Raw genomic sequence first — 25,785 nt, 5'->3', positions numbered from 1 at the left:
ACCCTCCCAGGTTGTGGTCAGAACAATGTCTGACTCTAAAATTGTTTCCGCTAGCCTCCTCCTCCGCTACGCTGTTGTCCAGCGACAAAAATAAGACGGCCGACGCGAGAGCTTCCCATGGGCCTGTTCGAAAGCGATAAATCCGCGCAGCGACTTCCGGTCTCGCTGATCACCGGCTTTCTCGGCAGCGGCAAGACCACGCTGCTCAATCGCTTGCTGCGCCACGACGGCATGAAAGACAGCGCCGTCATCATCAACGAGTACGGCGAAGTCAGCCTCGACCATCTCCTGGTCGAACGCGTCGACGGCGAAGTCGCCGTGCTTGCGAGCGGATGCATCTGCTGCACCATCCGCAGCGACCTGGAGCAGACGCTGCGAGACCTTCTGGTGAAGCGGGACCGCGGCGAGATTCCGCCGTTCCGCCGTATCCTGGTCGAGACCACCGGGCTCGCCGACCCCGCGCCGATCGTGCAGCTTCTGCTCAACAATCCGCTCGTCTCGCACTTCCTGCGGCTCGACACGGTCGTGACCACGGTCGATGCGGTCAACGCGCCGCATCAGCTCGACCGGCAGTATGAGGCGGTGAAACAGGTGGCGTTGGCCGACCGGCTGTTGATCACCAAGAGCGACCTGGTCGAGGACATCGCCGCGCTTGAGCTGCGCCTGCGGCGGCTCAATCCCGGCGCCAGAATCGAAAACGTCAGTCACGGCGAGATCGATCCCGCGCAGCTATTCGGCGCCGGCCTGATCGATCCCGAGCTGAAAAGGATAGACGTTGAGCGCTGGCTCAACGAGCGGGCCTTCGCGGAACCAGATGCGCACGCCGGCCATGCGCATCACGATCATCACGCGCACCATGATCATGACCATCATGATCACGATGCGTCGATCGCGAGCTTCATGCTGGCGTTCGACGAGCCGCTCGACTGGATGGCCGTGACGCACTGGCTTGCGCATTTACGCAACGCGCGCGGCCAGGATCTGCTGCGGGTGAAGGGGATCCTCAATCTCCGTGACGAACCGACGCCGATCGTGATCCATGGCGTGCATCACGTCTTCCATCCGCCGGTCGCGCTCAGCGGCTGGCCCGACAGCGATCGCCGCTCGCGCATCGTCTTCATCACGCGCGGGATCTTGCGGGCGGACGTGCTTGAGCTCTGGCAGGCGGTTCGCGCCGCAGCGTGAGGCGCGTCGAAATGAGCGACGCTGCTCTTACCCTCCCCTGGAGGGGGAGGGTCGATCGCGCGAAGCGCGAGCGGGGTGGGGTGATCTCTCCACGCGGGCACTGTTCGTCGCGGAAGGACCGTCACCCCACCCCGCTACGCATTCCGCTTCGCTTCATGCGTAGCGACCCTCCCCCTCCAGGGGAGGGTGGCCAATACCGTGAGACTTCAGCTCAACCAGAACTTCGGCGTCGCCGGCTCCAGCCGGCCGCCGACGCGCACCGGCGCAATCTTTAGCGCAAGGCCCGTGGCATCATCCGTCTCGACCGCAACGCCGCTGAGCGTTGCAACGCCAGCCGCCGGCTCGAACCGGCCGGAGGGAATCCCCGACGTGAAGCGCCGCAGCGGTTCTTCCTTCTGCATGCCGATGATGGAATCGTAATCGCCGGTCATGCCGGCGTCGGTCATGTAGGCCGTGCCGCCCGACAGGATCTGGTGGTCGGCGGTCGGCACATGGGTGTGGGTGCCGACGACGAGGCTGGCGCGGCCGTCGCAGAAGAAGCCGATGCCCTGCTTCTCGCTGGTCGCCTCGCAATGGAAGTCGACGACGATGGCGTCGGCGGCAACGCCGAGCGGACAGGCACCAAGCTCGCGCTCGAGCGCGGCGAAGGGATCGTCGAACGGGGTCATGAAGACCCGGCCGAGCGCGTTGACGACGAGCGCGTGCTTGCCGTTCTTGGTCTCCACCAGCGCGGCGCCGCGGCCGGGCGTGCCGCGCGGGTAGTTCGTGGGCCGCACCAGGCGTTCGGCGCGCTCGATGAACACCAGGGCTTCACGCTGGTCCCAGGAATGATTGCCGAGCGTCACCGCATCGGCCCCGGCATCGAGAAACTCCTGATAGATCGCTTCCGTGATGCCGAAGCCGCCGGCGGAATTCTCGCCGTTGACGACGACAAAATCGAGCGACCAGTCCTTGACCATGCCGGGCAGATATTCGGCGATGGCGTTGCGGCCGCTACGGCCGACGACATCACCCACGAAGAGAATGCGCAACTTCAGAACTCCGGAAATCGAACACGTCCGATTCCGTTAGCACATAATCCAGCGCGACGTCGTGCGATAGTGCCGGAACCGCCTTGATCTCCTGCGCTGCAAAAGCAAGCCCGATGCCGACGATCTGCTTGGTCTTGCGCAGATGCGCGAAGGTGTGGTCGTAGTGCCCCGCGCCATAGCCGATGCGATGGCCGAGACGGTCGAAGGCCGCGAGCGGCGTCAGCATGATGTCGGGGATGACTTCGGCCGCGGCCGGCGACGGCTCGGGAATGCCGAGCGGGCCGAGCATCAGGCGGTCGTTCGGATGGAAGATGCGGAAGATCAGCGACTGGCCGCGGGCGGTGACGCAGGGCAGCGCGAGCCTTGCGCCCGCCTCGGCGAGCGCCTTCATCAGCGGCAGCGGATCGATCTCGCTGCGGATCGGGGAATAGCCGGAGACGATGCTGCCGGGCAGGAGCGGGAACGGCAGCCCGCGCTTGGCGAGCTTTGCGGCGGCGGCGGTGCGCTTCTTCTCGCTCAGCGCATCGCGCGCCGCGAGGGCTTTGGCACGGAGTTCGGCTTTCGAATTGGACATGCGCTTTGGTCCCCCACGTCATCACCCACCTTGTGCGCCCTTGCGCACCGGGGCGGGTGATCCAGTATTCCAGAGGCGGTGGTGATTCACACAAAGGCTGCGGCGTACTGAATGCGCCGGGCAAGCCGGAGCATGACATCTACCGAGCTGGCCGCAGTCGTTTCGACAAGCACAAACCAAGCAAAAAAAGTGCGAAGCCGCGAACGCCGTTGAAGCACTCGATCCCGGAGTTCCCTACGAAAGTAGGTGGGCACCATATGTCCGAGCCCACGGGCCCGGCCAGGGACAGTTCCCTAAAGGATCGATAAGGCCCCGGGGATATATGGCTCCTGACGCACGTCGCAGCCTCGCCCGCGCAATGTAACAACGATACTGACGAACCGCCAGCCCAACGGGCGGTCCGCCCAAAATCAGCCGATCGCGATCCCGTTGCCCACCGTCCGGTTCAGGACCTGGGTCGACTTCTCGATGCGCTCGGCGGCGGCGTTGAGCGCATTCACCACGGCGGTCTGGGTCATCCGGGCGCGCTCGACGGCGGCATTGCGGAAATCCCTGAGCTCAGTCAGCTCCTGCTCCATGGTGCGGACGCGGTTGCCAACGTCGACCAGCTCGTCGCAGACGGTCAGCGCCGCCATCACGGTGAGCCTGGCATCACCGATCTCGCCGAATTTTCCGCGCAGCGACTGAATTCGCGTCTCCAGGCTTTCGGCGAGCTTGAGCAGCCGCACCTCCTGGCCCTCCTCGCAGGCCATGCGGTATTGCCGGCCGTTGATGGTGACGTTGATGTGGCTCATCCGTCCTCTCCGGTATCGAGCACCGAGCGTATCGTGACGATTGCGGAATCCAGCCGATCGGAGATTTCGCGATTGGTGCGCTCGAGCTTGCGCGCCTTCACCAGCGCGCCGTCGAGCTCATCGGCAAGCCGCGAGCGATCCGCGCCCAGTGCCTGGATTCGCGCCGCGAGCTCGTTCTCGTCGCGATCGGCATCGCGCCGCCGCTCCACCGCGCTTTCGAGCGCGTCGAGCGCCGCCATGAGTCTGCGGGTCGCGATCTCGATCTCGACGGCCGAGGACTCCGTCATGGCAGAGCTGTTTGAAACGCGATCGTTCATGCAGTCAGCGGCGGAACCTGTGGCCTTGCCCGTGGGGCTTGCCGTCCGGCAAAAGACTCGGTTCGGCAAACGGTTAGAAGCAGAAATTTACGTGGCAAGCTAGCGGAGCGCAACGCCGCCGCGAAACTATGCACTGCTAAGCAACTTTTACGGCCAAACCGACGTTTGATTGCCTTGGACTCCCGGAACCGAGGTGCTATCCCAGCCCAACCTTCCGTGGCCGCCAGGCTCCCCCCACGCGGCCCGCACCACCGCCAAGCGCCTCATTTCAGACGGATTTCAGACATGACGCAAGTCGACCACAACCGCATGGCCAACGCGATCCGTGGCCTCTCGATGGACGCTGTCGAGAAGGCGAAATCGGGCCATCCCGGCCTGCCGATGGGCGCCGCCGACGTCGCCACGGTGCTGTTCACGCAATTCCTGAAATTCGACGCCACTGCCACCGACTGGCCCGACCGCGACCGCTTCGTGCTCTCGGCCGGCCACGGTTCGATGCTGCTCTATTCGCTGCTGTATCTGACCGGCAATGCCGACATGACGCTGGATCAGCTCAAGCAGTTCCGCCAGCTCGGCGGCTTGACCCCGGGCCATCCCGAGAACTTCCACACCAAGGGCATCGAGACCACCACCGGCCCGCTCGGCCAGGGCATCTCGACCGCGGTCGGCATGGCGCTCGCCGAGAAGATGCTGGCCGCCGAGTTCGGCAAGAAGATCGTCGACCACCACACCTATGTGCTCGCCTCCGACGGCGACCTGATGGAAGGCGTGTCGCAGGAAGCGATCGCGATGGCCGGGCACTGGAAGCTCGGCAAGCTGATCGTGCTCTACGACGACAACGGCATCTCGATCGACGGCCCGACCTCGATCTCCGATTCCGTCGACCAGGTGAAGCGCTTCAAGTCCGCGGGCTGGGCCGCCGAAAAGATCGACGGCCATGACCAGGCCGCCATCGCCGCTGCGATCACCCGCGCGCAAAAATCCAACAAGCCGACGCTGATCGCCTGCCGCACCACCATCGGCTTCGGCGCGCCGCACAAGGCCGGCACCGCGAAGGCGCATGGCGAGGCGCTCGGCGCCGACGAGCTCAAGGCCGCCAAGGAAAATCTCGGCATCTCGCTCGAGCCGTTCTCGGTGCCGGATGACGTGCTTAAGGCCTGGCGCGCAGCCGGCAGCCGCGGCGCGGCGGCACGGCAGGAATGGGAGGGACGGCTCGGCGAGCTCGGCAGCCGCAAGCGCGCCGAGTTCGAGCGCCGTCTGCGCCACGAGCGTCCGGCCTCGCTCGCGAAGGCCGTGCGCGCCTACAAGAAGGAGCTGCTGGAAAAGCCGATGACCGCGGCGACCCGCAAATCCTCGGAAGCGGTGATCGAAGTCATTGCCGGCGCGATGCCGATGGAATTCCTCGCCGGCTCGGCCGACCTCACCGGCTCCAACAACAACAAGGCGAAGTCGGCCACAGCTTTCTCGGCCAAGACGCCAAAAGGCCGCTTCATCCATTACGGCATCCGCGAGCACGGCATGGCGGCTGCGATGAACGGCATCTTCCTGCATGGCGGCTTCGCGCCGAACGGCGCGACCTTCCTGGTGTTCACCGACTATGCGCGACCCGCGATGCGCCTTGCCGCGTTGATGGGCGCCGGCGTCGTCTACGTGATGACGCACGACTCCATCGGCCTCGGCGAAGACGGCCCGACCCACCAGCCGGTCGAGCATCTCGCCGCACTTCGCGCCATTCCGAACATGCGCGTGTTCCGCCCCGCCGACTCCATCGAGGTCGCCGAGTGCTGGGAGCTTGCGCTCAATCGTATCGACGGCCCGACCGTGCTGGCGCTGACGCGTCAGAACCTGCCGCAGCTCCGCACCAATGCGCCGAACGACATTCCCTGCGCGGCCGGCGCCTACGAGCTGGTCGCCGCCCAGGGCGAAGCCAAGGCAACGCTGTTCGCTTCCGGCTCCGAGGTCGAGATCGCGGTCGCCGCCCAGAAGCAGCTCGCCGAGCGCGGCATCGCGTCACGGGTGGTCTCGGTGCCCTCGCTCGAGCTTTTGTTAGCGCAACCAGAAGCCAAGCGTGCCGAGATCATCGGCAACGCGCCGGTGAAGGTCGCGATCGAGGCCGCAGTGCGCTGGGGCTGGGACGCCGTGATCGGCCAGGATGGCGATTTTATCGGCATGCATTCGTTCGGCGCGAGCGCGCCGGCGAAGGATCTTTACAAGCATTTCGGCATTACCGCCGAGGCTGCGGTTAACGCTGTGCTGAAGCGCGTTAGCTGAGAGTTGAGCTTGCCAAAAAAAAGGACTACGTAGTCTCTCATATGATCAAGCATCGCCCGGCCGAACCGGGCGTCCGCCCTAAAAAACCCTCGCAGGCGCGCTAAGCGCGTTGTGCGGGATGATCGGGGTTATCGAACACGTCATTGAACGGTCATAAGGAGATGAAACATGGCAGTCCGCGTCGGAATTAACGGTTTTGGCCGCATCGGCCGCAACATCCTGCGGGCTATTGCCGAGTCCGGCCGCAAGGACATTGAGGTCGTCGGCATCAACGACCTCGGCCCGGTCGAGACCAACGCGCATCTCCTTCGCTTCGACAGCGTCCATGGCCGCTTCCCCGGCACCGTGACCGTCGATGGCGACTCCATCAACCTCGGCGGCGGCAAGATCAAGGTGACCGCCGAGCGCGATCCCTCGAAACTGCCCTGGAAGGATCTCGGCGTCGACATCGCGATGGAATGCACCGGCATCTTCACCGCGAAGGACAAGGCCTCCGCGCATCTCACCGCCGGCGCCAAGCGCGTGCTGATCTCCGCGCCCGCCGACGGCGCCGACGCCACCATCGTCTACGGCGTCAACCACGACACGCTCACCAAGGATCACCTGGTCGTCTCCAACGGCTCCTGCACCACCAACTGCCTCGCGCCGGTCGCCAAGGTGCTGAACGACCTGGTCGGCATCGAGACCGGCTTCATGACCACGATCCACGCCTACACCGGCGACCAGCCGACGCTGGACACGCTGCACAAGGATCTCTACCGCGGCCGTGCGGCGGCGATGTCGATGATCCCGACCTCGACCGGCGCGGCGAAGGCAATCGGCCTCGTGCTCCCGGAACTCAAGGGCAAGCTCGACGGCGTCTCGATCCGCGTGCCGTCCCCGAACGTCTCGGTCATCGACCTCAAGATCGTCGCCAAGCGCGCCACCGACGCCAAGGAAATCAACGCGGCGATGAAGCGGGCCTCCGAGCAGCAGCTCAAGGGCATTCTCGGCTACACCAATCAGCCGAACGTCTCGATCGACTTCAACCACGATCCGCACTCCTCGACCTTCCACGAGGACCAGACCAAGGTGCAGAACGGCACGCTGGTGCGTGTGATGTCCTGGTACGACAACGAGTGGGGCTTCTCGAACCGCATGGCGGACACCGCCGTCGCGTTCGCGAAGGTGATCTAACTCCGCTCTCGTGTCCCGGATGCGATGCAGCGTGAAACGCTGCGTCGCAGATCCGGGACCCATGTCCCTCCAGCGTAGGTCCCGGCTCTGCACGGCGGCACTCCGCGCCGCTATGCGCCCGGGACAAGAGAGTGTCCGATGACCAACAAATTCCGCACCCTCGACGACGTCGATGTGAAGGGCAAGCGCGTGCTGCTGCGCGTCGATCTCAACGTGCCCATGGACAACGGGCGCGTCAGCGACGCGACCCGGCTCGAGCGCGTTGCGCCGACCATCACCGAAATCTCGGACAAGGGCGGCAAGGTCATCCTGCTCGCGCATTTCGGCCGGCCGAAGGGACGCGACCCCAAGGAGTCGCTCAAGCCGGTTGCCGAAGCGCTGTCGAAAGTCGTGAACAGGCCCGTCGCCTTCGCCGACGACTGTGTCGGCGAGCCCGCGGCCACGGCCGTGGCTGCGTTGAAGGATGGTGACATCCTGTGCCTGGAAAATACCCGCTTCCACAAGGAAGAGGAAAAGAACGATCCCGCCTTCGTCGCGGAGTTGGCAAAACTCGGCGACATCTGGGTCAATGACGCCTTCTCGGCCGCGCACCGCGCCCATGCCACGACCGAAGGCCTCGGCCACAAGCTGCCGGCCTATGCCGGCCGCACCATGCAGGCCGAGCTCGTCGCGCTGGAGAAGGCGCTGGGCTCGCCGACCAAGCCCGTCATCGCGATCATCGGCGGCGCCAAGGTCTCGACCAAGATCGATCTGCTCGAAAACCTCGTCACCAAGGTCGACGCGCTCGTGATCGGCGGCGGCATGGCCAACACCTTCCTGCACGCCCAGGGCGTTGGGATCGGCAAGTCGCTGGCCGAGAAGGATCTCGCCGCGACGGCGATCCGCATCATGGAGAAGGCGGAAGCCGCCAATTGCGCGATCATCCTGCCGGTCGACGCCACCGTCGCCTATCATTTCGCGGCGAACGCGCCCTCGCATGCCTACGGGCTCGATGCGATCCCGGCCGACGGCATGATCCTCGACGTCGGCCCGCAATCGATCGCGCGTGTCCACGCCGCCATCGACGACGCCGCCACGCTGGTCTGGAACGGACCGCTCGGCGCCTTCGAGATGCAGCCGTTCGACCGCGGAACGGTGTCGGCCGCCAAGCACGCCGCCGAGCGCACCAAGGCCAAGAAGCTGATCTCGATCGCGGGCGGCGGCGACACGGTCGCGGCCCTCAACCAGGCCCATGTGGCCGGTCAATTCACCTATGTCTCGACCGCCGGTGGCGCATTCCTTGAATGGATGGAAGGCAAGCCCCTTCCCGGCGTCGAAGTTCTGCGCACCAAGTAATCAGTCGGCCTTTTAAGTCGGCCTTGCAGGCCCAAACCGGAGAAAAAGACAGATGGCTCGGATCACGTTACGTCAATTGCTCGACCATGCAGCGGAGAACGATTACGGCGTACCGGCCTTCAACATCAACAACATGGAGCAGGCGCTGGCGATCATGGACGCCGCCAACACGGTCGACGCGCCCGTCATCATCCAGGCCTCGCGCGGTGCGCGCTCCTACGCCAACGACATCATGCTCAAGCACATGATGGACGCGGTGACCGAGATCTATCCGCACATTCCGGTCTGCGTGCATCTCGACCACGGCAACGAGGCCGCGACCTGCATGACCGCGATCCAGGCCGGCTTCACCTCGGTCATGATGGACGGCTCGCTCAAGGCCGACGGCAAGAGCCCGGCCGACTGGACCTACAATGTCGGCGTCACCAAGACCGTGACCGACATGGCCCATCTCGGCGGCATCTCGGTCGAGGGTGAGCTCGGCGTGCTCGGCTCGCTCGAAACAGGCATGGGCGACAAGGAAGACGGCCACGGCGCCGAAGGCAAGCTGAGCCACGACCAGCTCCTGACCAATCCGGACGAGGCCGTGAAGTTCGTTCAGGAGACCAAGGTGGACGCGCTCGCGATCGCGATGGGCACCTCGCATGGCGCCTACAAATTCACCCGCAAGCCCGACGGCGACATCCTCGCCATGAAGGTGATCGAGGAGATCCACCGCAAGCTGCCGAACACGCATCTCGTGATGCACGGCTCCTCGTCGGTGCCGCAGGACCTCCAGGACATCATCAACGAGTTCGGCGGCAAGATGAAGCCGACCTGGGGCGTTCCGGTCGCCGAGATCCAGCGCGGCATCAAGAACGGCGTGCGCAAGATCAACATCGACACCGACAACCGCATGGCCATGACCGGCCAGATCCGCAAGGTGTTCAAGGAGCACCCGGAAGAGTTCGACCCGCGCAAGTACCTGAAGCCGGCGATGGAAGCGATGACCAAGCTGTGCAAGCAGCGGCTCCAGGAGTTCAATACCGCAGGCCAGGCCTCCAAGTTCAAGAAGGTCCTGCCCCCCGCCGAGATGGCCAAGCGCTACGCCAAGGGCGAACTCGATCCGAAGGTGGCGTGATCTATCCCTCCCTCTCCCCGCTCTTCGCGGGGAGAGGGTCGGGGTGAGGGGCTCGCTCCGCGAATTGTGCCCTATCGATAGACCTGTACCCCCTCACCCGGATTTTACGCTACGCGCAAAATCCGACCTCTCCCCGCAGGCGGGGCGAGGTGAAGGGGCGCCCAGCCCGCTCTTTTTCGCCCAACTGACCTCCCGCCCCTTTACCCTGCGACGAACGTTAACTCGGCAATTGCCCGAGAACGGTCTATTTTCACAGGCAAGGGCAGCATCGTTTTGGGAGGACCTCTCGATGAATCTGACTGAGCTCAACAGGATCGCGACCGCCATGGTCGCGCCCGGCAAGGGCATCCTTGCCGCCGACGAATCCTCCGGCACCATCAAGAAGCGATTTGACGCGATCGGGGTGGAATCGACGGAAGGCAATCGCCGCGACTATCGCGAGATGCTGTTCCGCTCCAGGGAGGCCATGAGCCAGTACATCTCCGGCGTGATCCTCTATGACGAGACGATCTGGCAAGACGCGAAGGACGGCACGCCACTGGTCAAGCTGATCGAACAGAGCGGCGCCATCCCCGGCATCAAGGTCGACGAGGGCACGCAAGCCCTGCCGATGTGCCCGGGCGAGCTCGTCACCGTCGGGCTCGACAAGCTCGCCGAACGCCTGAAGAAATATTACGAGCGCGGCGCGCGCTTCGCCAAATGGCGCGCGGTGATCGATATCGGCAGCGGCATTCCGTCGATGACCGCGATCGGCGCCAACGCCCATGCGCTGGCCCGCTACGCAGCGCTGTGCCAGGCCGCGCAGATCGTGCCGATCGTCGAGCCTGAGGTGCTGATGGACGGCGATCACGACATCGACCGCTGCTATGAAGTGACGACCCGCGTGCTCAACAAGACCTTCCAGGAATTGCGCGTGCAGCGCGTTGCGCTCGAAGGCATGGTGCTGAAGCCGAACATGGCGATCTCGGGCAAGAAGTGCGCGAAGCAGGCTCCCGTCGAGGAAGTCGCGGAGAAGACAATTCGGCTGCTGAAGGCCTGCGTGCCCGCGGCCGTGCCCGGAATCGCCTTCCTCTCCGGCGGCCAGTCGGACGAAGAGGCGACTGCGCATCTCAACGCCATGCATAAGCTCGGGCCGCTGCCCTGGGGCCTGACCTTCTCCTACGGCCGCGCGCTGCAGGCCGCGCCGCAGAAGGCCTGGTCCGGCAAGGCCGAGAATGTCGCAGCCGGCCAAAGTGCATTCAGCCATCGCGCCCGGATGAATGGTCTGGCGTCCAAGGGCGAATGGCAAAGCAGCCTGGAAAAGAAAGCAGCCTAGATCTTGTCGAACAAATCGCCTCCGCCGCGCCCGGCGCCGCGTCTCTATCTCGCGACGCCTGCCGTCGATGATCCCGCTGCGCTCGTCGCCGAGCTGCCGGGCCTGCTCGCTGCCGCCGACGTCGCGGCCGTGCTGCTGCGGCTGAAGGAGACCGACCAGCGCACCATGATCACGCGCATCAAGGCGCTGGCCCCACCGGTCCAGAAGGCGGGCGCCGCGCTGCTCGTTGAAGGTCATGCCGAACTGGTCGCACGTGGCGGCGCCGACGGCGCGCACCTGCCCGGCATCGCCGCGCTGAAAGAGGCGCTGCCATCGCTCAAGCCCGATCGCATCGCCGGCGTCGGCGGGCTGACGACGCGGCACCATTCCATGGATGCGGGCGAGATAGGCGCGGACTACGTGCTGTTCGGCGAACCTGATGCAAAGGGCCAACGCCCGTCGTCCCAGGCGATCGCCGAGCGGCTGGACTGGTGGGCCGAGCTGTTCGAGCCGCCCTGCGTCGGCTTTGCCACCTCGCTCGAAGAGGCGCACGACTTCGCCGCCAGCGGCGCCGATTTCGTGCTGGTCGGCGATTTCGTCTGGTCCGATCCGCGCGGTCCCAAGGCCGCGCTGATCGAGGTCGACGCTGAGATCAAGAAGGCCCATGCGGCTGCGCTTGCGGGTCAGGAGCACGGCTAGCGCCCGACATGAAGCTCCCGCGCATCACCATCCTGGCCACGCTGCTGCTGACGGCGCCCGCGGCCGCGCAGCTCCAGATCACGCCGCCGGTGGCCACGCCTGGCGCTGTGCCTGAGAAACAGAAGCCCAAGCCGCCTCCGGCCGCCAAGAAGAAGGAGGCCGCGCCGGCGCCAAAACCTTCGGCCTCGCCCAAGCCGGCCGCCTCGCCCAAGCCGGCGCTGCCCGCAACCGTGATCCCCGCACCGGCAACCGACAATCCCAATGTCGATCTGGTGTTCGGCGCCTATCAGCGCGGCCAGTACAAGACGGCGTTCGATCTCGCCACCGCCCGCGCACAAGCAGGCGATCCCAAGGCGATGACCATGCTCGGCGAGCTCTATTCCAACGCCATGGGCATCCGCCGCGACTACGCCAAGGCGCTGGAATGGTACAAGCGCGCCTCCGATGCCGGCGACCGCGAGGCGATGTTCGCGCTCGCCATGCTGCGAATTTCCGGCCGCGGCGGCTCGGTCGACAAAAGCGAGGCGGTGAAGCTGATGGCGTCCGCCGCCAAGCTCGGCGAGCCCAAGGCGGCCTATAACCTCGCGCTGCTTTACCTCGACGGCCAGACCCTGCCGCAGGACGTCAAGCGGTCCGCCGAGCTGCTGCGTCAGGCCGCCGATGCCGGCCTGCCAGAGGCGCAATACGCGCTGGCGACCTTCTACAAGGAAGGCACCGGCGTGCCGAAGGACCCGGAACGCGCGGTGCGGCTGCTCCAGGCGGCTTCACTGGCGGACAATGTCGATGCCGAGGTCGAATATGCCATCGCCATGTTCAACGGCACCGGCACGGTGAAGAACCAGCCGGCCGCCGTCGCGTTGCTCCGCAAGGCCTCCCGCCAGGGCAGCGCGATCGCGCAGAACCGCCTGGCCTGGGTGCTGATCAACGGCATGGGCACGTCCGTGGACAAGGTCGAGGGCTTTAAATGGCACCTGGTGGCGAAAACCTCCGGCAAGGGCGATCCGGAGCTCGACAAGCAATTGTCCGACCTGCCGGCCGAGGACCGGGGCAAGGCCGAGGCCGCCGCCAGAAAATGGCTCGGGACCAAATGACTTGACGCAAAGGCCCTCGCAGGGCACCCCATCCTTCAAACAGGCGCGATTTCGCGCCATTTCCCCCGATCAAGACCAGAGCACATGCTGTATTCCGCCACTATCAACGTCATGGTCAAGGCCGCGCGCCGCGCCGGCCGCAGCCTCAAGCGCGATCTCGGCGAGATCGAGCATCTCCAGGTCTCGCTGAAGGGGCCGGCCAATTTCGTCTCGCTCGCCGACAAGCGCGCCGAGGAGATCCTCTACCAGGACCTCGCCAAGGCCCGCCCCGGCTACGGCTTCATCGGCGAGGAAGGCGGCACCCGCGAAGGCAGCGACAAGAGCCACACCTGGATCGTCGACCCGCTCGACGGCACCACCAACTTCCTGCACGGAATCCCGCAATTCGCGATCTCGATCGGCCTCGTGCGCGAGGGCACGATCATTGCGGGCGTGATCTACAACCCCGCCAATGACGAGCTCTACATCGCCGAGCGCGGCAAGGGCGCCTTCCTCAACGACCAGCGCCTGCGCGTCGCCGGCCGCCGCCAGCTCAACGAATGCGTGGTGGCCTGCGGCCTGCCCCATATCGGCCGCGGCGACCACGAGGAATTCCGCCGCGAGATGACCGCGATCCAGGACCGCGTCGCAGGCCTCCGCCGTTTCGGCGCCGCCTCCCTCGACCTGGCCTTCGTCGCCGCCGGCCGCCTCGACGGCTACTGGGAGCGCAATCTGCAATCCTGGGACATCGCCGCCGGCATGATCATGGTGCGTGAGGCCGGCGGCACGGTGAGCGACATCTCAACGCCGGGCGACGCGCTGGTGACCGGCCACGTCGTGTGCGGCAACGAGTTCGTGCACGGGGAGCTGGTGAAGATTTTGCGGAAGTAGGCTTAGGGCGAACCCTACGCTTCACACTCCGCCGTCATCACCCGCCTTGTGCGCACTTGCGTACTGGAGCGGGTGATCCCGTATTCCAGAGACGTTTGTTGGATACGGAAGGGCCGCGGCGTACTGGATGCCCCGCCTGCGCGGGGCATGACAGCTCGCCTTATGGCTTCGCCGGCGCGGGCGGCCCATACGTCTCGCCGGCCTTCGCGGCCTTCGGCTCCCTGTCCCCGGCCAGCACGCGCTGTACCGAGACGAAGAACACCGGCACCATCAGCAGCGCCAGGATCACCACCGCGATCATGCCACCCATCACGATGCTGCCGAGCGCTTGCTGGCTGGCGCCGCCGGCGCCATGCGCGATCGCCATCGGCAGCACGCCGCAGATGAAGGCAAGGCCGGTCATCAGAATCGGGCGGAAGCGCAGACGGCAGGCCTCGATGGTGGCTTCCACCAGCGGCTTGCCTTCTTTCCGCAGATCCTTAGCGAACTCGATGATCAGGATCGCGTCCTTTGCCGCGAGGCCGATGATGGTGATCAGGCCGACGGTGAAATAGACGTCGTTGGGCAGGCCGCGCAGCATCGCCGCGGCCACCGCGCCGACGATGCCGAGCGGCACCGTGAGCAGCACCGCGAGCGGAATGGTCCAGCTCTCGTAGAGCGCGGCAAGACACAGGAACACCACGAACACCGACAGCGCCAGCAGGAACGGCGCCTGCGACCCCGACAGCTTTTCCTGGAGCGACTGTCCGGTCCATTCATAGCCGAAGCCGCGCGGCAATTTGCTGGCAAGCCGCTCCATCTCGGCGATCGCGTCGCCCGAGGTGAAGCCGGGTTTCGCCTCGCCGGAGATGCGCACTGCGGGATAATAATTGAAGCCCGCGATCTGCGTCGGGCCGCGCGCCCATTCGACCGTGGCGAAAGAGGAGAACGGCACAAGCTGGCCACGACTGTTCTTGACGTTGTAGTTGAGGATGTCCTCGGTCCGCATGCGGTCGCGGGCATCGGCCTGCACCACGACGCGCTGCATGCGGCCGCGGTTCGGGAAGTCGTTGATGTAGTTCGAGCCGAGATTGGTCGAGATCGTGTTGTTGATGTCCTCGAAGGTGACGCCGAAGGCGCCGGCCTTCTCGCGGTCGATCACGAGATTGACCACGCCGGCCTCGGGCAGGCCCTCGATATAGACCTTCTGAAGCACCGGGCTCGCATTGGCCTCCGCGATCAGCTGGTCGGCGGCGCGCATCAATGCCGGATAGCCTTTCTGGCCGCGGTCCTGGAGGCGGAACGAGAAGCCCGAGGAGTTGCCGAGATTGTCGATCGGCGGCGGCTGGAGCGCAGAGATCTTTGCATCGCGGATCGACGACGACAGATCGCGGTTGATGTCGTTGACGATCGCGGCGGCGGAGTCCTTCGGCCCGCGCTCCGACCAGTCCTTCAGCGTGATGAAGGCTTGCGCGGTGTTCATGCCCTGCCCGGAGAAGCTGAAGCCGGTGAGGAAGGTGACATCCTTCACACCCGGCCGCTCGGCGAGATATTTCTCGACCTTCTCGATGACGGCCTCGGTGCGGGGATACGACGAATCCGACGGCGTCTGCACGTCGGTGGTGACGAAGCCCTGGTCGTCGATCGGCAGGAAGCCGCCGGGCAGGCTGACGAAGGCCCAGGAGAGACCAACCAGCAGCGCGACATAGACCAGCATCAGGCGGCCGGTCCGCTTCAGCGAGAAGCCGACTGTGCGGGAATAGCCCTCCTTGCCGCCTTCGAGCATGCGGTTGAACCAGCCGAACACGCCCCGCTTCGCATGGCCGTGGCCGGCCGCGACGGGCTTCAGAATCGTCGCGCACAGCGCCGGCGTCAGCGACAGCGCGAGGAAGGCGGAGAAGCCGATCGCAGCGACCATGGTCACCGAGAACTGGCGGTAGATGATGCCGACCGAGCCGGGGAAGAACGCCATCGGCACGAACACCGCCATCAGCACCAGCGTGATGCCGATGATGGCGCCCGATATCTGCGCCATCGCCTTCCGCGTCGCTTCCTTCGGCGGCAGGCCTTCCTCGGACATGATGCGCTCGACGTTCTCGACCACGACGATGGCGTCGTCGACGAGGATGCCGACCGCGAGCACCATGCCGAACATCGAGAGCATGTTGATGGAATAGCCGGCGAGCAGCAGCGTGGTACACGCGCCCAGCAGCGCCACGGGCACCACGATGGTCGGAATGATGGTGTAGCGGATGTTCTGCAGGAACAGGAACATCACCACGAACACCAGCACCACGGCCTCGACCAGCGTCGTCAGCACCTTCTTGATCGAGGCCTCGACCACGGGCGTGATGTTGTAGGGGATCTCGTAGGAGATGTTGGCCGGGAAGAAGCGCGACAGCTCCTTCATCTTCTCCTCGACCGCGCTCGCGGTCGCCAGCGCGTTGCCGGTCGGCGACATCAGCACGGAGAGGCCCGCGGTCGGCTTGCCGTTCAGGCGCGTGTTGAACTGGTAGCTGAGGCCGCCGACCTCGATGCGTGCGACGTCGCGCAACCGCACGGTCGAACCGTCGGCATTGGCGCGCAGGATGATGGAACCGAATTCGTCGGGGGACGAGAGCTGGCCCTTGACCAGCACCAGCGAGGAGGTGCGCTGGCTCGAGGTCGACGGCTCGGCGCCGATGCTGCCCGAAGCGACCTGTGCGTTCTGCGCGGCGATCGCCTTGTTGACGTCGTCCGCGGTCAGCCCGTAGCCGACCAGCTTTGCCGGATCGACCCAGACGCGCAAGCTGCGCTCGGTCGAATAGAGCGTGGCGCGGCCGACGCCGGGGATGCGGCGGATCTCGCCGAGCACGTTGCGGATCATGAAGTCGCCGAGGCCGACTTCGTCGAGGCTGCCGTCGGTCGAGTTCAACGTAATGATCTGGAGCACGGCGCTCGAGGCTTCCTCGATCAGGATGCCCTGCTGGATCACCGCGCGCGGCAGCCGCGCTTCGACGCGCTTGATGCGGTTCTGCACCTCGACGGAGGCGGCGCTGGTATCGGTGCCCGGCTGGAAATTGGCGATGATCTCGACCTGGCCGAGCGAGTCGCTGGTCGATTCGAAATTGAGGATGCCGGAGGCGCCGTTGAGCTCCTCCTCGATCAGCCGGGTGACGCTGTTGTAGAGGTTTTCGGGCGAGGCGCCGGGATAGCTGGTCGAGATCGAGATCGAGGGCGGCGCGATGATCGGATATTGCGCGATCGGCAGCAGCGGAACCGCGATCGCGCCGATCAAGCAGATGAACAGCGCGACCACCCAGGCGAAGATCGGCCTGTCGATGAAGAAACTCGCCATGGCGCGTTACCGCGTCAGCTTCTGGGCGTGCCGATTGTCCGCGGTGGCGTCCGCTTCCGACCAGGATTGCGGCTTCACCTTGTCGCCGGCCGCGAACTTCTGGAAGCCTTCGACCACGACCTTGTCGCCGGCCTTCAGGCCCTCGGTCACGAACCAGAGTCCGTCCTGCACCGACCCGGTGCGGACCGGTTGCACGGCGATGTGGTTGTCGTCCTTGACGACGAACACCTCGCTGCCGCCGCCGCCATTGCGCTGGATCGCCTGCTGCGGCACCGCGATCGCGTCGCTGTCGAGTCCCTGGTCGATGCGGACGCGGACATACATGCCCGGCAGCAGCTCGCGCTTGGGATTGCGGAATTCGCCGCGCAAGGTCACCTGGCCGGTATGGGCATCGACCTTGGCATCGGAGAACAGCAGCTTGCCGTCGAGCGAATAAAGGGTGTTGTCGTCGAGCACGAGGCGCACCTTGGCGGCATCGGCCGCGATGCGCTCGAGGTCGCCGCTCTCGAAGGCGCGGCGGAGCTGGTTGAGCTCGGTCACCGACTGGGTGAAGTCGGCATAGATCGGATCGAGCTGCTGGATGCTGGCGAGGTTGGTCTCGTTCTGCACCGCGAGCGCACCCTCGCTGACCAGCGCCGCACCGACGACGCCGTCGATCGGCGCGCGCACGGTGGCATAGTCGAGATTAAGTTTGGCGCGCGCGAGTTCGGCCTTGCGGCCTTCGACCTCGGCATGGGCCTGACGCTCGGCCGCGATCGCCTTCTCGTTCTCGGCTTCCGGGGCAGCGCGATCCTTGGTGAGGGTGGCGATGCGGTGCGCCTGCTGCCTGGCCTGCATCAACCCGGCCTCGGCCTTGGCGACGGCCGCCTCGGTGGCCATCACCTCGACCTCGAACGGACGCGGATCGATGCGATAGAGCGCATCGCCCGCCTTCACCTCGCTGCCCTGACGGAACAGGCGCTCGACGACGATGCCGGAGATGCGCGGCCGCACGTCGGAGACGCGCGTCGGCGCGATGCGGCCCGGCAGCTCGCGCACCACGGCGCGCGGCTGAGGCTTGACGATGACGATGCTGACGTCAGGATCGGCGGGCTGGGCAGCGGACACCGCAGAGACGGATTCGTCGCAGCCCGCGAGCAGCGGCGTAAGGGCCGCGAGCATGATTGCAACGCATGCCGATCGCGCGCGAAGTCCTGACATGAAGTTAAGTGCCCCGATGTTGTTGAAACTGAAATCATGCTCCGCGCGAGCCCGTTCTGGGCGATTCCATGCGGCTGATGCCGTCAAGATAGAAGGTACTTGCTGCGACGCAACGCATTGCGCGGGCGGCTCAATGCCACATGAGCTATCGTGCTGAGTTCAGGGCGCTTTTCGGGACTCACCGGATTGTGAGTCGGGTTCCATCACCGCGAGCTGCGACAGAAGATCGCAACGGATCGTTACGAGGGTGTGTACCCATAAAGACGATCAAAGCGTTATGCGCGTGATCCGAAGCCGACGTCACCCGCGAGAGCAACGCTCGCTCGACTAATGTCGGCCGGCTTCAGCCTCCTGCTCTAACTGCAAGATCCGTGCTCGTAGCGTGTCAAAGGTTTCTTCGGCAGCCTCGCTAAACAGCGGGTCCTCATGATTGATTGAAGCAGAAGCGATCTCGGTCCAATCCTGAGGCTCTAAAGCCTTGAGGGCGGCAGGAAAGAAATCACGATCTTCCATCATGATGTGACGCCGCTCGCTCTCTATGAAATCGCGAACGACCTTGTCCACATTTTGCCGCAGGATTTCACGATCCGCGAGGACGTAATCGACCGCTTGAGCGACGCGGCGCAAACGCTCGGTCCCCTTCTGGTGCTCAAGTGTGAGGTTACCGATCTTTGCAGCCGCAGCGGGATCGCGACGTTTTAGCTTGGCGAAGACCAGCTCCTCAAGAGGATGATGGTACATCTCGGGATAGAGTTCGAAATAGCTGATAACCGCGCGAATAACTTCGTAGTCAGGGCGGTCCCCGCGATCGAAAATTTCCAGCTCGCGCTCGAGGACGGCGAGCAGTGTCTCGATATTGCGATGTTCTCGGGACAAGCGCTCAATGATCATTGCAGCCTCCAATGAAGTCATTGAGAAAAAATTACATTAGCGTGAAAACATTTCAGCGCTTTGCGCTAGATCAAACCCGGGCCGGAAAGGGAAAAGACGTTATGTCATTGACCAGGGGTCAGTGGGTCACAATGGCTTTCCTGAGGCATTCAGATGTGTTGGCGCCGCGCAGCCTCATCACATTCACCCGCCTTTTGGACCCAACCCGGACCTCTGGCGAGGTCCGCTATCGCGCCTATCAGGGGCGCCGCGAACCTCATACCCTTCCCTGATCTTCGGCGCGAAATTGACGTGTACGCGCCCTAACCCGCCTTCATCCGGTAGTGGCTGACACCCCATTCGCTGCCATCGGCGTAGCCGAACAGCCCTGATGTCGCGAGGAAGAACCAGCGCCAGCGTCGCATCCACAAAGCGGTCTCCTCGCCATGGACGCTGCGCAGGGACGCTTCGATCGTGTCGCGATGCGCATCGAAATTAGCGAGCCAGTCGTTCGCGGTGCGCCGATAGTGCGTTCCGCTCCAGCACCATTCCTTCTCGATCCTGAAGACGTCGCCGAATTGCCTGACGAGGTGATGGCTCGGCATCAATCCATCCATGAAGACATGCTGCGCGATCCAGTCCTCGCGATTGGCACGGTCGAACAGATGAGAGCCGGAACGATGGGTGACGATGTGCATGAAGAAGCGCCCGTCAGGCGCGAGCCAGGACCGCACGCGCGTCATCAGCTTGCGCCAGTTCATCATCTGCTCGAACATCTCGACCGAGACGATGCGGTCGAACTGCCCATCGGGCGCGAACACGTTCATGTCCGCCGCGACCACGCGCAGGTTCAACAGCCCGCGCAGCCGCGCCTGCTCCTCGACATGGGCGCGCTGGGCCTGCGAGTTCGACACCGCCGTCACCTTCGCGTGCGGGAACCGCCGCGCCATCCACAGCGACAGCGAGCCCCAGCCGCAGCCGAGCTCGAGGATGGTCTGGCCGTCGGCGAGACCGGCGTGCTCGACGGTCTGGCGCAGCGCCTCCTCCTCCGCCTCCTGCAGCGTGCTCGCATCGGACTTGTAGAAGCAGGACGAGTAGTTGCGGTTGGGCCCGAGCACCTCCGCAAAGAACGCCGCGGGCACCTCGTCATGCCCGGCATTGACGGCACCCGCGTCCCCGGCGATCGGCCGCAGGATCATCCGCCCGGCGAAGGCGGCATCGTCGGCCGCACCCAGCGCGGCCATGCGCGTCGCCGTGCGCGAGCACAGGCGCTGGATCGCGGCGCGGATCACGACGTCCGGCAGCGGCACGCGTTCGGCAGTCCCGAAGATCGCGGAAACGACGCTCATGCGATCACTCCGTTGATCAGGTCTCGTTGTGGCGGCTGCGAAAGGAACGGACAGGTTCGGGCGTTGCCACCCGCCCGGCGGGCTCTGAGATCAAGACAGCATCGACCGCCCCGCAGATGCTGCCGCGCCACCCAGGCGAGCGCCATCCGGACCGCGAGCAAGAGCGCGATGACTGCCACTCCCCAGGATTCGTCACCATGCAAAAATCCGACCTAAGCCTGCGGAATGCCGAAGTTTTGCAAATTACGCCTCTATCAAAGCGCGGTTTCAGCTTTGGGTTCCGGGAGCTCTCCACGAAATCGGCACATCCGGCGCTTTTTTTGGGCTACCGCTGTGCCATAGTGCGCCCCGCAAGCAAGTTCGTAACGGATGATACCGGCCATGCCGCCAGGCGCCTCGCACCGCTCCCCCATTGATATCGAATATACCAAGCTATCCTCACCCAGCGTTTTCCTGGTGCGGATGCTGGTCTTTCTGGTGCTGTGCACCCTGGTCGGCGTGGTGCTCTACAAGCAGATCATCCTGGCCTTCTTCGCCAATCCCGGCCTCAATGCCCTGATCGGCGGCGTGCTGTTCATCGGCATCATCCTGGCTTTCCGGCAGGTGATCCGGCTCTACCCCGAAGTCTCCTGGGTCAACAATTTCCGCATCGCCGATCCCGGCCTGGCGCCGTCCCGGCACCCGAAACTGCTGGCGCCGATGGCCATGATCCTCGGCGGCGAGCGCACCGGGCGGATGACGATCACCCAGACCACCATGCGGCACCTGCTCGATTCGATCGCGACCCGCCTGGACGAGGCCCGGGACATCTCCCGCTACATGACCGGCCTGCTGGTCTTCCTCGGTCTGCTCGGCACCTTCTGGGGCCTGATCGAGACGGTCGGCTCGGTCGGCAAGGTGATCGACGGGCTCAAGGTCGGGGGCGATTCCGGCGCCCTGTTCGACACGCTGAAGGAGGGCCTCGCCGCCCCGCTCGGCGGCATGGGCATCTCGTTCTCGAGCTCGCTGTTCGGCCTCGCCGGCTCGCTGATCCTCGGCTTCCTCGATCTGCAATCGAGCCAGGCCCAGAACCGCTTCTACACCGACCTCGAAGACTGGCTCGCCACCACCGTGCGCGAATATGGCCACGGCGAGGTTGCGGTCGCAGCCGGTGGCGGCGGCGGCGTTGCCAGCGGCGAGCTCCAGGCCGCCGTCGAGCGCTTACGCTCCGTGCTCGAGGAAGGCAGCGCCAGCCGCGGCACCACGGCGGCAATGGCGAGCCTTGCCGAAGCCATCCAGGCGCTGGTCTCGCACATGCGGACCGAGCAGCAGATGATCCGCGAATGGGCCGACGGCCAGGGCGAGCAGAACCGCGAGATCCGCCGCCTGCTGGAGCGCATCGCGCGCCAGCCTGAGAAGGGTTGAGGACACGACGAAGGTTTCGTGCCCCGGACGCGATGCAGCACGAAGTGGTGCATCGCTGAGCCGGAGCCCAGAGCCTTCACCGAGACAAATGGGTCCCGGCTCTGCGCAGCAGCGTTTCACGCTGCAGCGCGTCCGGGACACGAGAGTGGAGATCGACGACATGGCTCTAGCCCGCGGCCGCCGCAGCGAAGCCGGCTTCAACTACTGGCCCGGATTCGTCGACGCGCTGTCGACGCTGGTGCTGTCGATCGTGTTCCTGCTGTCGGTGTTCCTGGTCGTGCAGTTCTTCCTGTCGCAGGAGGTCACCGGCAAGGACAAGGCGCTGGAGCAACTCAACGCCAAGATCGCCCAGCTCAACGAGCTCTTGTCGCTGGAGAAGCTCGGCAAGCTCACGCTGGACGACCAGGTCTCGCAATTGAAAGCGGGCCTCGCCTTGGCCGAGACCGAGCGCGATCGCATCAAGGGGCTCTATGACGGCCTCGCCGCCGCCGGCAACGACGCCCAAGGCAAGTCCACCGAGCTCGGCAAGGCGCTGGACTCGGAGAAGGCGGTGTCGGCGCGGGCGCTGGCGCAGATCGAGGTGCTGAACCAGCAGATCAGCGCGCTGCGGCGGCAACTGGCGGCGCTGGAAGAGGCGCTCGACGCCAGCGAGAAGCGCGACAAGGAATCGCAGAACCGCATCGCCGATCTCGGGTCTCGCCTGAATGTTGCCTTGGCGCAGCGCGTGCAGGAATTGTCGCGTTATCGCTCGGAGTTCTTCGGCCGCCTGCGCACCATCCTCGGCAACCGCCCTGACATCCGCATCGTCGGCGACCGCTTCGTGTTCCAGTCCGAAGTGTTCTTCGACACCGGCCAGGCGACCTTGCTGCCCGAGGGCCGCGCCGAGCTCGACACATTGGCGACCGCGCTGATCGATCTCGACAAGAAGATCCCGAACGAAATCCCCTGGGTGCTGCGCGTCGACGGCCACACCGACGTGCGCCCGGTCAGCGGTGCGAACTTCAAATCGAACTGGGACCTGTCCGCGGCGCGCTCGATCTCGGTGGTGCAGTATCTGATCTCGCTTGGTGTGCCCGCCCAGCGCCTCGTCGCCGCCGGCTTCGGCGAATTCCAGCCGCTCGACGCCGCCAACACGGAAGAAGCCTACAAGCGCAACCGCCGCATCGAGCTGAAGCTGACGGAGCGGTAGTGAGCGCCCTCCACCTCCGCCCCTACCACCCCGAGGACGAAGCCGCCGCGATCGACCTCTGGCATCGCACCTGGCAGCAGGCCTATCCGCAGATCGATTTCGCCGCGCGGCTGGACTGGTGGGGCGAGCGCTGGCGCAAGGATCTGGTGCCGAAAGCCTCGATCGTCGTCGCCGAAGCGGACGGCGTGCTGACCGGCTTCGTCACCATCGACGGCGAAGGCTATCTCGACCAGCTCGTGGTCGATCCCGCGCACTGGGGCTCGGATGCGGCCAGGCTGCTGGTGGATGAGGCCAAGCGCCTGTCACCGTCAGGCGTCACGCTGCTCGTCAACAAGGACAATGCCCGCGCCATCCGATTCTACGAGCGCAACGGCTTCGCGCATGCCGGCGAGGATTTGAACCCGACCTCGGGACGGCCAGTGCTGAAGATGACTTGGCGGGCGTGACGAGGTTTGCTGCCGACCCCCCTCAGCTGTCATGCCCCGGCTTGCCGCCTTCGCTGAAGCTTCGGCGTGCCGAGCGCTCGTGTGGGCCTCGGCGTAGCCTTGGCGGAGCCGGGACCGGGGCATCCAGTACGCCGCGACTTCTCCGAATCTCACTGCTGTCTCTGGAATACTGGATCGCCCGCTTTCGCGGGCGATGACACCGTGAATGAGGCAACAGGCGGGACGCCTCACGCGCCCTCGAACTGCAGCCTCGCCAGCCTCGCGTAGAGCCCGTTCGCAGCAACGAGCTCGGCATGCGTGCCCTGCTCGACGATCTTGCCCTGGTCCATCACCAGGATGCGGTCGCAGGACAGCACGGTGGCGAGACGATGTGCGATCACCAGCGTGGTGCGGTGGCGCATCAGCTCTTCCAGCGCGGTCTGGACCAGCGTCTCGCTTTCGGCATCGAGCGCGGAGGTGGCTTCATCGAGCAGCAAGAGCGGCGCATCGCGCAGGATCGCGCGCGCGATGGCGATGCGCTGGCGCTGGCCGCCGGAGAGCGTGACGCCGCGCTCGCCGAGCGGGGTCTCGAAACCTTCGGGCAGGCGGCGAATGAACTCGGCGGCATGCGCGAGCTCGGCGGCACGCTCGACCTCGGCATCGGTCGCATCGGGCCGGCCGAAGCGGATGTTCTCGCGGGCGCTCGCGGCAAACACGTTGGATTCCTGCGGCACCAGCGCGATGCGCAAGCGGAAATCGCGCGGGTCCGCGGATTTGACCGGCACGCCGTCGAGGGAGATCGCGCCGCCCCGCGGGTCGTAGAAGCGCAGCAGGAGATGAAAGATGGTGCTCTTGCCGGCGCCTGAGGGGCCGACGATCGCGACCTTCTCGCCGGGGCGCACGGTGAACGACACGGCATCGAGCACATTGACGTGAGGCCGCGCCGGATAAGCGAAGCTGACCTGGTCGAAGCCGACCTCGCCGCGCGCCGGCACCGGCAACGCGCGCGGGGACGCCGGCGCGGTGATCTCGGGCTGCACATGCAGGATCTCGAACAGGCGCTCGGCGGCGCCGGAGGCGGCCGAGACCTCGCCCCAGACCTCGCTGAGCTGGCCGAGGCCAGCCGCGGCGAAGGCCGCATAGAGCACGAACTGGCCGAGCCGACCCGGCGAGATCGTACCGATCAGGACGTCATGCGAGCCGATCCAGAGGATCGCGACCACGCTTGCGAACACGATGAAGATGATGATGGCGGTGAGCACGGCGCGGGCCTGCGTGGAGGTGCGCGCGGCTTCATAGGCCTGCTCGACCTCGCCGCCAAAACGCTTCTCGGCTAGCCCTTCGCTGGTATAGGCCTGCACAGTGCGGATGGCGCTGACCAGCTCGCCCGCATAGGCGGAGGCTTCGGCGAGCGTGTCCTGCGCATTGCGCGACAGACGCCGCACCCAGCGCCCGAACGCGACCAGCGGCAGCACGATCAGGGGAATGGCGAGCAGCACGAAGCCGGAGAGGCGCGGGCTGGTGATCACCATCATCGCCGCCGCACCGAAGAACATCATGAGATTGCGCAGCGCGATCGAGACGGAGGCACCGACCGCGGACTTGATCTGGGTGGTGTCGGCCGTGAGCCGAGACACCAGCTCACCGCTGCGCGCGGAATCGAAGAAGGCCGGCGAGAGCGAGAGCAGATGCGCGAAGACGTCGCGCCGCAGGTCGGCGACGATGCGCTCGCCGATCGTCATCACGAGGTAGTATCGCGAGGCGCTGGCAAGCGCGAGCACGGCGACCACCGCGATCATCACCGAGAAGTAGCTGTTGATCAGCGCGATGCCTTCCGGCGTCAGGCCGAAATCGATCATCCGCCTCACAGCGATGGGCACCAGCAGCGTGGTCAGCGCCGCGACCGTGAGCGCGACGAAGGCGAGCGCCGCGCGGCCGCGATAGCGCGCCACATAGGGCGCGAGTGCCAGCAACGGCCGCAGCTTGGCGCGGCTCTTCGCCGGCGTCTCGATCAACTCGGCTTCGATCGACGGGGCCTCAGGCCCGGCGCGCTCGTCGCGGTACTGGTCGTCAAGCCGTTCCACAGCGCTCATGAGATCGGACCCAAGGAGACATATTAGCTCCACATAGGCCGCTGCGGGGGGAGTGGCAAATCCGGGATGTCCCTTAGGGGACGGCCCGGTTCTCCTTTGCCCACAATGGCTTGTTTTAAAGGGGCCTGTGGGGTATAGACCCCGCCAAATCCGTCATTCGATAGCCACTCAAGACAGGCGCC

The 25,785-nt window shown here is 65.4% G+C and carries 22 protein-coding genes and 1 other RNA gene; 13 read left to right on the top strand and 10 right to left on the bottom strand.

Going from position 1 to position 25,785, the window contains the following annotated elements; translation table 11 throughout:
* Positions 1-117: 117 nt before the first annotated feature.
* On the top strand, positions 118-1,185 hold the full coding sequence (locus AB7531_RS06360) for a CobW family GTP-binding protein (RefSeq protein ID WP_063981029.1): 1,068 nt from the start codon (positions 118-120) through the stop codon (positions 1,183-1,185).
* A gap of 206 nt (positions 1,186-1,391) precedes the next feature.
* On the opposite strand, the gene AB7531_RS06355 is transcribed toward AB7531_RS06360, so the two are convergent.
* From AB7531_RS06355 to AB7531_RS06335, 5 genes are all read right to left on the bottom strand, one after another.
* Positions 1,392-2,216, bottom strand: coding sequence for a TIGR00282 family metallophosphoesterase (locus AB7531_RS06355; RefSeq protein ID WP_028150900.1), 825 nt, complete (start codon positions 2,214-2,216; stop codon positions 1,392-1,394).
* The gene (locus tag AB7531_RS06350; protein WP_166079786.1) at positions 2,194-2,790 is read right to left on the bottom strand and encodes a 5-formyltetrahydrofolate cyclo-ligase; all 597 of its coding nucleotides are present in this window, start codon (positions 2,788-2,790) and stop codon (positions 2,194-2,196) included. Before AB7531_RS06350 ends, AB7531_RS06355 begins: the two co-directional genes overlap by 23 nt.
* Before the next feature lie 190 nt (positions 2,791-2,980).
* Positions 2,981-3,141, bottom strand: a non-coding RNA gene (ssrS, locus tag AB7531_RS06345) — 6S RNA.
* 59 nt (positions 3,142-3,200) lie between these two features.
* A complete protein-coding gene (locus tag AB7531_RS06340; RefSeq protein ID WP_028150902.1) occupies positions 3,201-3,584 on the bottom strand; it encodes a cell division protein ZapA in 384 nt (127 codons plus the stop codon).
* Positions 3,581-3,901, bottom strand: a complete 321-nt coding sequence (locus AB7531_RS06335) for a DUF4164 domain-containing protein (RefSeq protein ID WP_020608063.1) — start codon at positions 3,899-3,901, stop codon at positions 3,581-3,583. Before AB7531_RS06335 ends, AB7531_RS06340 begins: the two co-directional genes overlap by 4 nt.
* On the opposite strand from AB7531_RS06335, the gene AB7531_RS06330 reads away from it, so the two are divergent.
* From AB7531_RS06330 to AB7531_RS06290, 9 genes are all read left to right on the top strand, one after another.
* Positions 3,870-4,004: a hypothetical protein gene (locus AB7531_RS06330; RefSeq protein ID WP_256376459.1), complete on the top strand. Its 135-nt coding sequence runs from the start codon at positions 3,870-3,872 to the stop codon at positions 4,002-4,004. The two genes, AB7531_RS06335 and AB7531_RS06330, sit on opposite strands and share 32 nt — an antisense overlap.
* Positions 4,005-4,186: 182 nt before the next feature.
* Positions 4,187-6,172 carry a transketolase gene (gene tkt / locus AB7531_RS06325; RefSeq protein WP_063981027.1) on the top strand — a complete coding sequence of 662 codons (1,986 nt, stop codon included), beginning with the start codon at positions 4,187-4,189 and terminating at the stop codon, positions 6,170-6,172.
* 168 nt (positions 6,173-6,340) lie between these two features.
* Complete coding sequence (gene gap, locus AB7531_RS06320; protein WP_063981026.1) at positions 6,341-7,348, top strand: type I glyceraldehyde-3-phosphate dehydrogenase; 1,008 nt, start codon at positions 6,341-6,343, stop codon at positions 7,346-7,348.
* A 138-nt stretch (positions 7,349-7,486) separates the two neighbouring features.
* Entirely contained in the window at positions 7,487-8,683 is a 1,197-nt protein-coding gene (locus AB7531_RS06315; protein WP_063981025.1) for a phosphoglycerate kinase, read from the top strand.
* A 52-nt stretch (positions 8,684-8,735) separates the two neighbouring features.
* Positions 8,736-9,803, top strand: a complete 1,068-nt coding sequence (fba, locus tag AB7531_RS06310; protein WP_063981024.1) for a class II fructose-bisphosphate aldolase — start codon at positions 8,736-8,738, stop codon at positions 9,801-9,803.
* Between the two features lie 289 nt (positions 9,804-10,092).
* Positions 10,093-11,118, top strand: a complete 1,026-nt coding sequence (locus AB7531_RS06305) for a class I fructose-bisphosphate aldolase (RefSeq protein WP_063981023.1) — start codon at positions 10,093-10,095, stop codon at positions 11,116-11,118.
* 3 nt (positions 11,119-11,121) lie between these two features.
* Positions 11,122-11,796 (top strand): thiamine phosphate synthase, encoded by a 675-nt coding sequence (locus tag AB7531_RS06300; protein ID WP_063981022.1) that lies wholly within the window; start codon positions 11,122-11,124, stop codon positions 11,794-11,796.
* A gap of 8 nt (positions 11,797-11,804) precedes the next feature.
* Positions 11,805-12,887, top strand: a complete 1,083-nt coding sequence (locus tag AB7531_RS06295) for a tetratricopeptide repeat protein (protein WP_063981021.1) — start codon at positions 11,805-11,807, stop codon at positions 12,885-12,887.
* A gap of 84 nt (positions 12,888-12,971) precedes the next feature.
* A complete protein-coding gene (locus AB7531_RS06290) occupies positions 12,972-13,757 on the top strand; it encodes an inositol monophosphatase family protein (protein ID WP_063981020.1) in 786 nt (261 codons plus the stop codon).
* Between the two features lie 160 nt (positions 13,758-13,917).
* On the opposite strand, the gene AB7531_RS06285 is transcribed toward AB7531_RS06290, so the two are convergent.
* The 4 genes from AB7531_RS06285 to AB7531_RS06270 all read right to left on the bottom strand — a co-directional run bounded on the left by AB7531_RS06285 (position 13,918) and on the right by AB7531_RS06270 (position 20,492).
* Positions 13,918-17,073: a multidrug efflux RND transporter permease subunit gene (locus AB7531_RS06285; protein ID WP_063981019.1), complete on the bottom strand. Its 3,156-nt coding sequence runs from the start codon at positions 17,071-17,073 to the stop codon at positions 13,918-13,920.
* A gap of 6 nt (positions 17,074-17,079) precedes the next feature.
* Complete coding sequence (locus AB7531_RS06280) at positions 17,080-18,273, bottom strand: efflux RND transporter periplasmic adaptor subunit (protein ID WP_187387919.1); 1,194 nt, start codon at positions 18,271-18,273, stop codon at positions 17,080-17,082.
* 327 nt (positions 18,274-18,600) lie between these two features.
* Positions 18,601-19,164 (bottom strand): hemerythrin domain-containing protein, encoded by a 564-nt coding sequence (locus AB7531_RS06275; protein WP_063981018.1) that lies wholly within the window; start codon positions 19,162-19,164, stop codon positions 18,601-18,603.
* Between the two features lie 302 nt (positions 19,165-19,466).
* Positions 19,467-20,492 carry an SAM-dependent methyltransferase gene (locus AB7531_RS06270; protein WP_063981017.1) on the bottom strand — a complete coding sequence of 342 codons (1,026 nt, stop codon included), beginning with the start codon at positions 20,490-20,492 and terminating at the stop codon, positions 19,467-19,469.
* Positions 20,493-20,873: 381 nt separating this feature from the next.
* Between AB7531_RS06270 and AB7531_RS06265 the strand changes: the two genes are divergently transcribed.
* From AB7531_RS06265 to AB7531_RS06255, 3 genes are all read left to right on the top strand, one after another.
* Positions 20,874-21,896 carry a hypothetical protein gene (locus AB7531_RS06265; RefSeq protein WP_063981016.1) on the top strand — a complete coding sequence of 341 codons (1,023 nt, stop codon included), beginning with the start codon at positions 20,874-20,876 and terminating at the stop codon, positions 21,894-21,896.
* A 160-nt stretch (positions 21,897-22,056) separates the two neighbouring features.
* Complete coding sequence (locus AB7531_RS06260; protein ID WP_063986082.1) at positions 22,057-23,085, top strand: peptidoglycan -binding protein; 1,029 nt, start codon at positions 22,057-22,059, stop codon at positions 23,083-23,085.
* Positions 23,085-23,531: a GNAT family N-acetyltransferase gene (locus AB7531_RS06255; RefSeq protein WP_063981015.1), complete on the top strand. Its 447-nt coding sequence runs from the start codon at positions 23,085-23,087 to the stop codon at positions 23,529-23,531. Before AB7531_RS06260 ends, AB7531_RS06255 begins: the two co-directional genes overlap by 1 nt.
* 227 nt (positions 23,532-23,758) lie before the next feature.
* Here AB7531_RS06255 and AB7531_RS06250 read toward each other — a convergent pair whose 3' ends face one another.
* Positions 23,759-25,603 (bottom strand): ABC transporter ATP-binding protein/permease, encoded by a 1,845-nt coding sequence (locus AB7531_RS06250; RefSeq protein ID WP_063981014.1) that lies wholly within the window; start codon positions 25,601-25,603, stop codon positions 23,759-23,761.
* Positions 25,604-25,785 lie beyond the last annotated feature (182 nt).

The organism is Bradyrhizobium sp. 63_E2_N1_3, assembly GCF_052076005.1.
GTDB lineage: Bacteria > Pseudomonadota > Alphaproteobacteria > Rhizobiales > Xanthobacteraceae > Bradyrhizobium > Bradyrhizobium barranii.
Note: the sequence above shows the minus strand (reverse complement) of the source record. Positions and strands in the feature narration are given on the sequence as shown.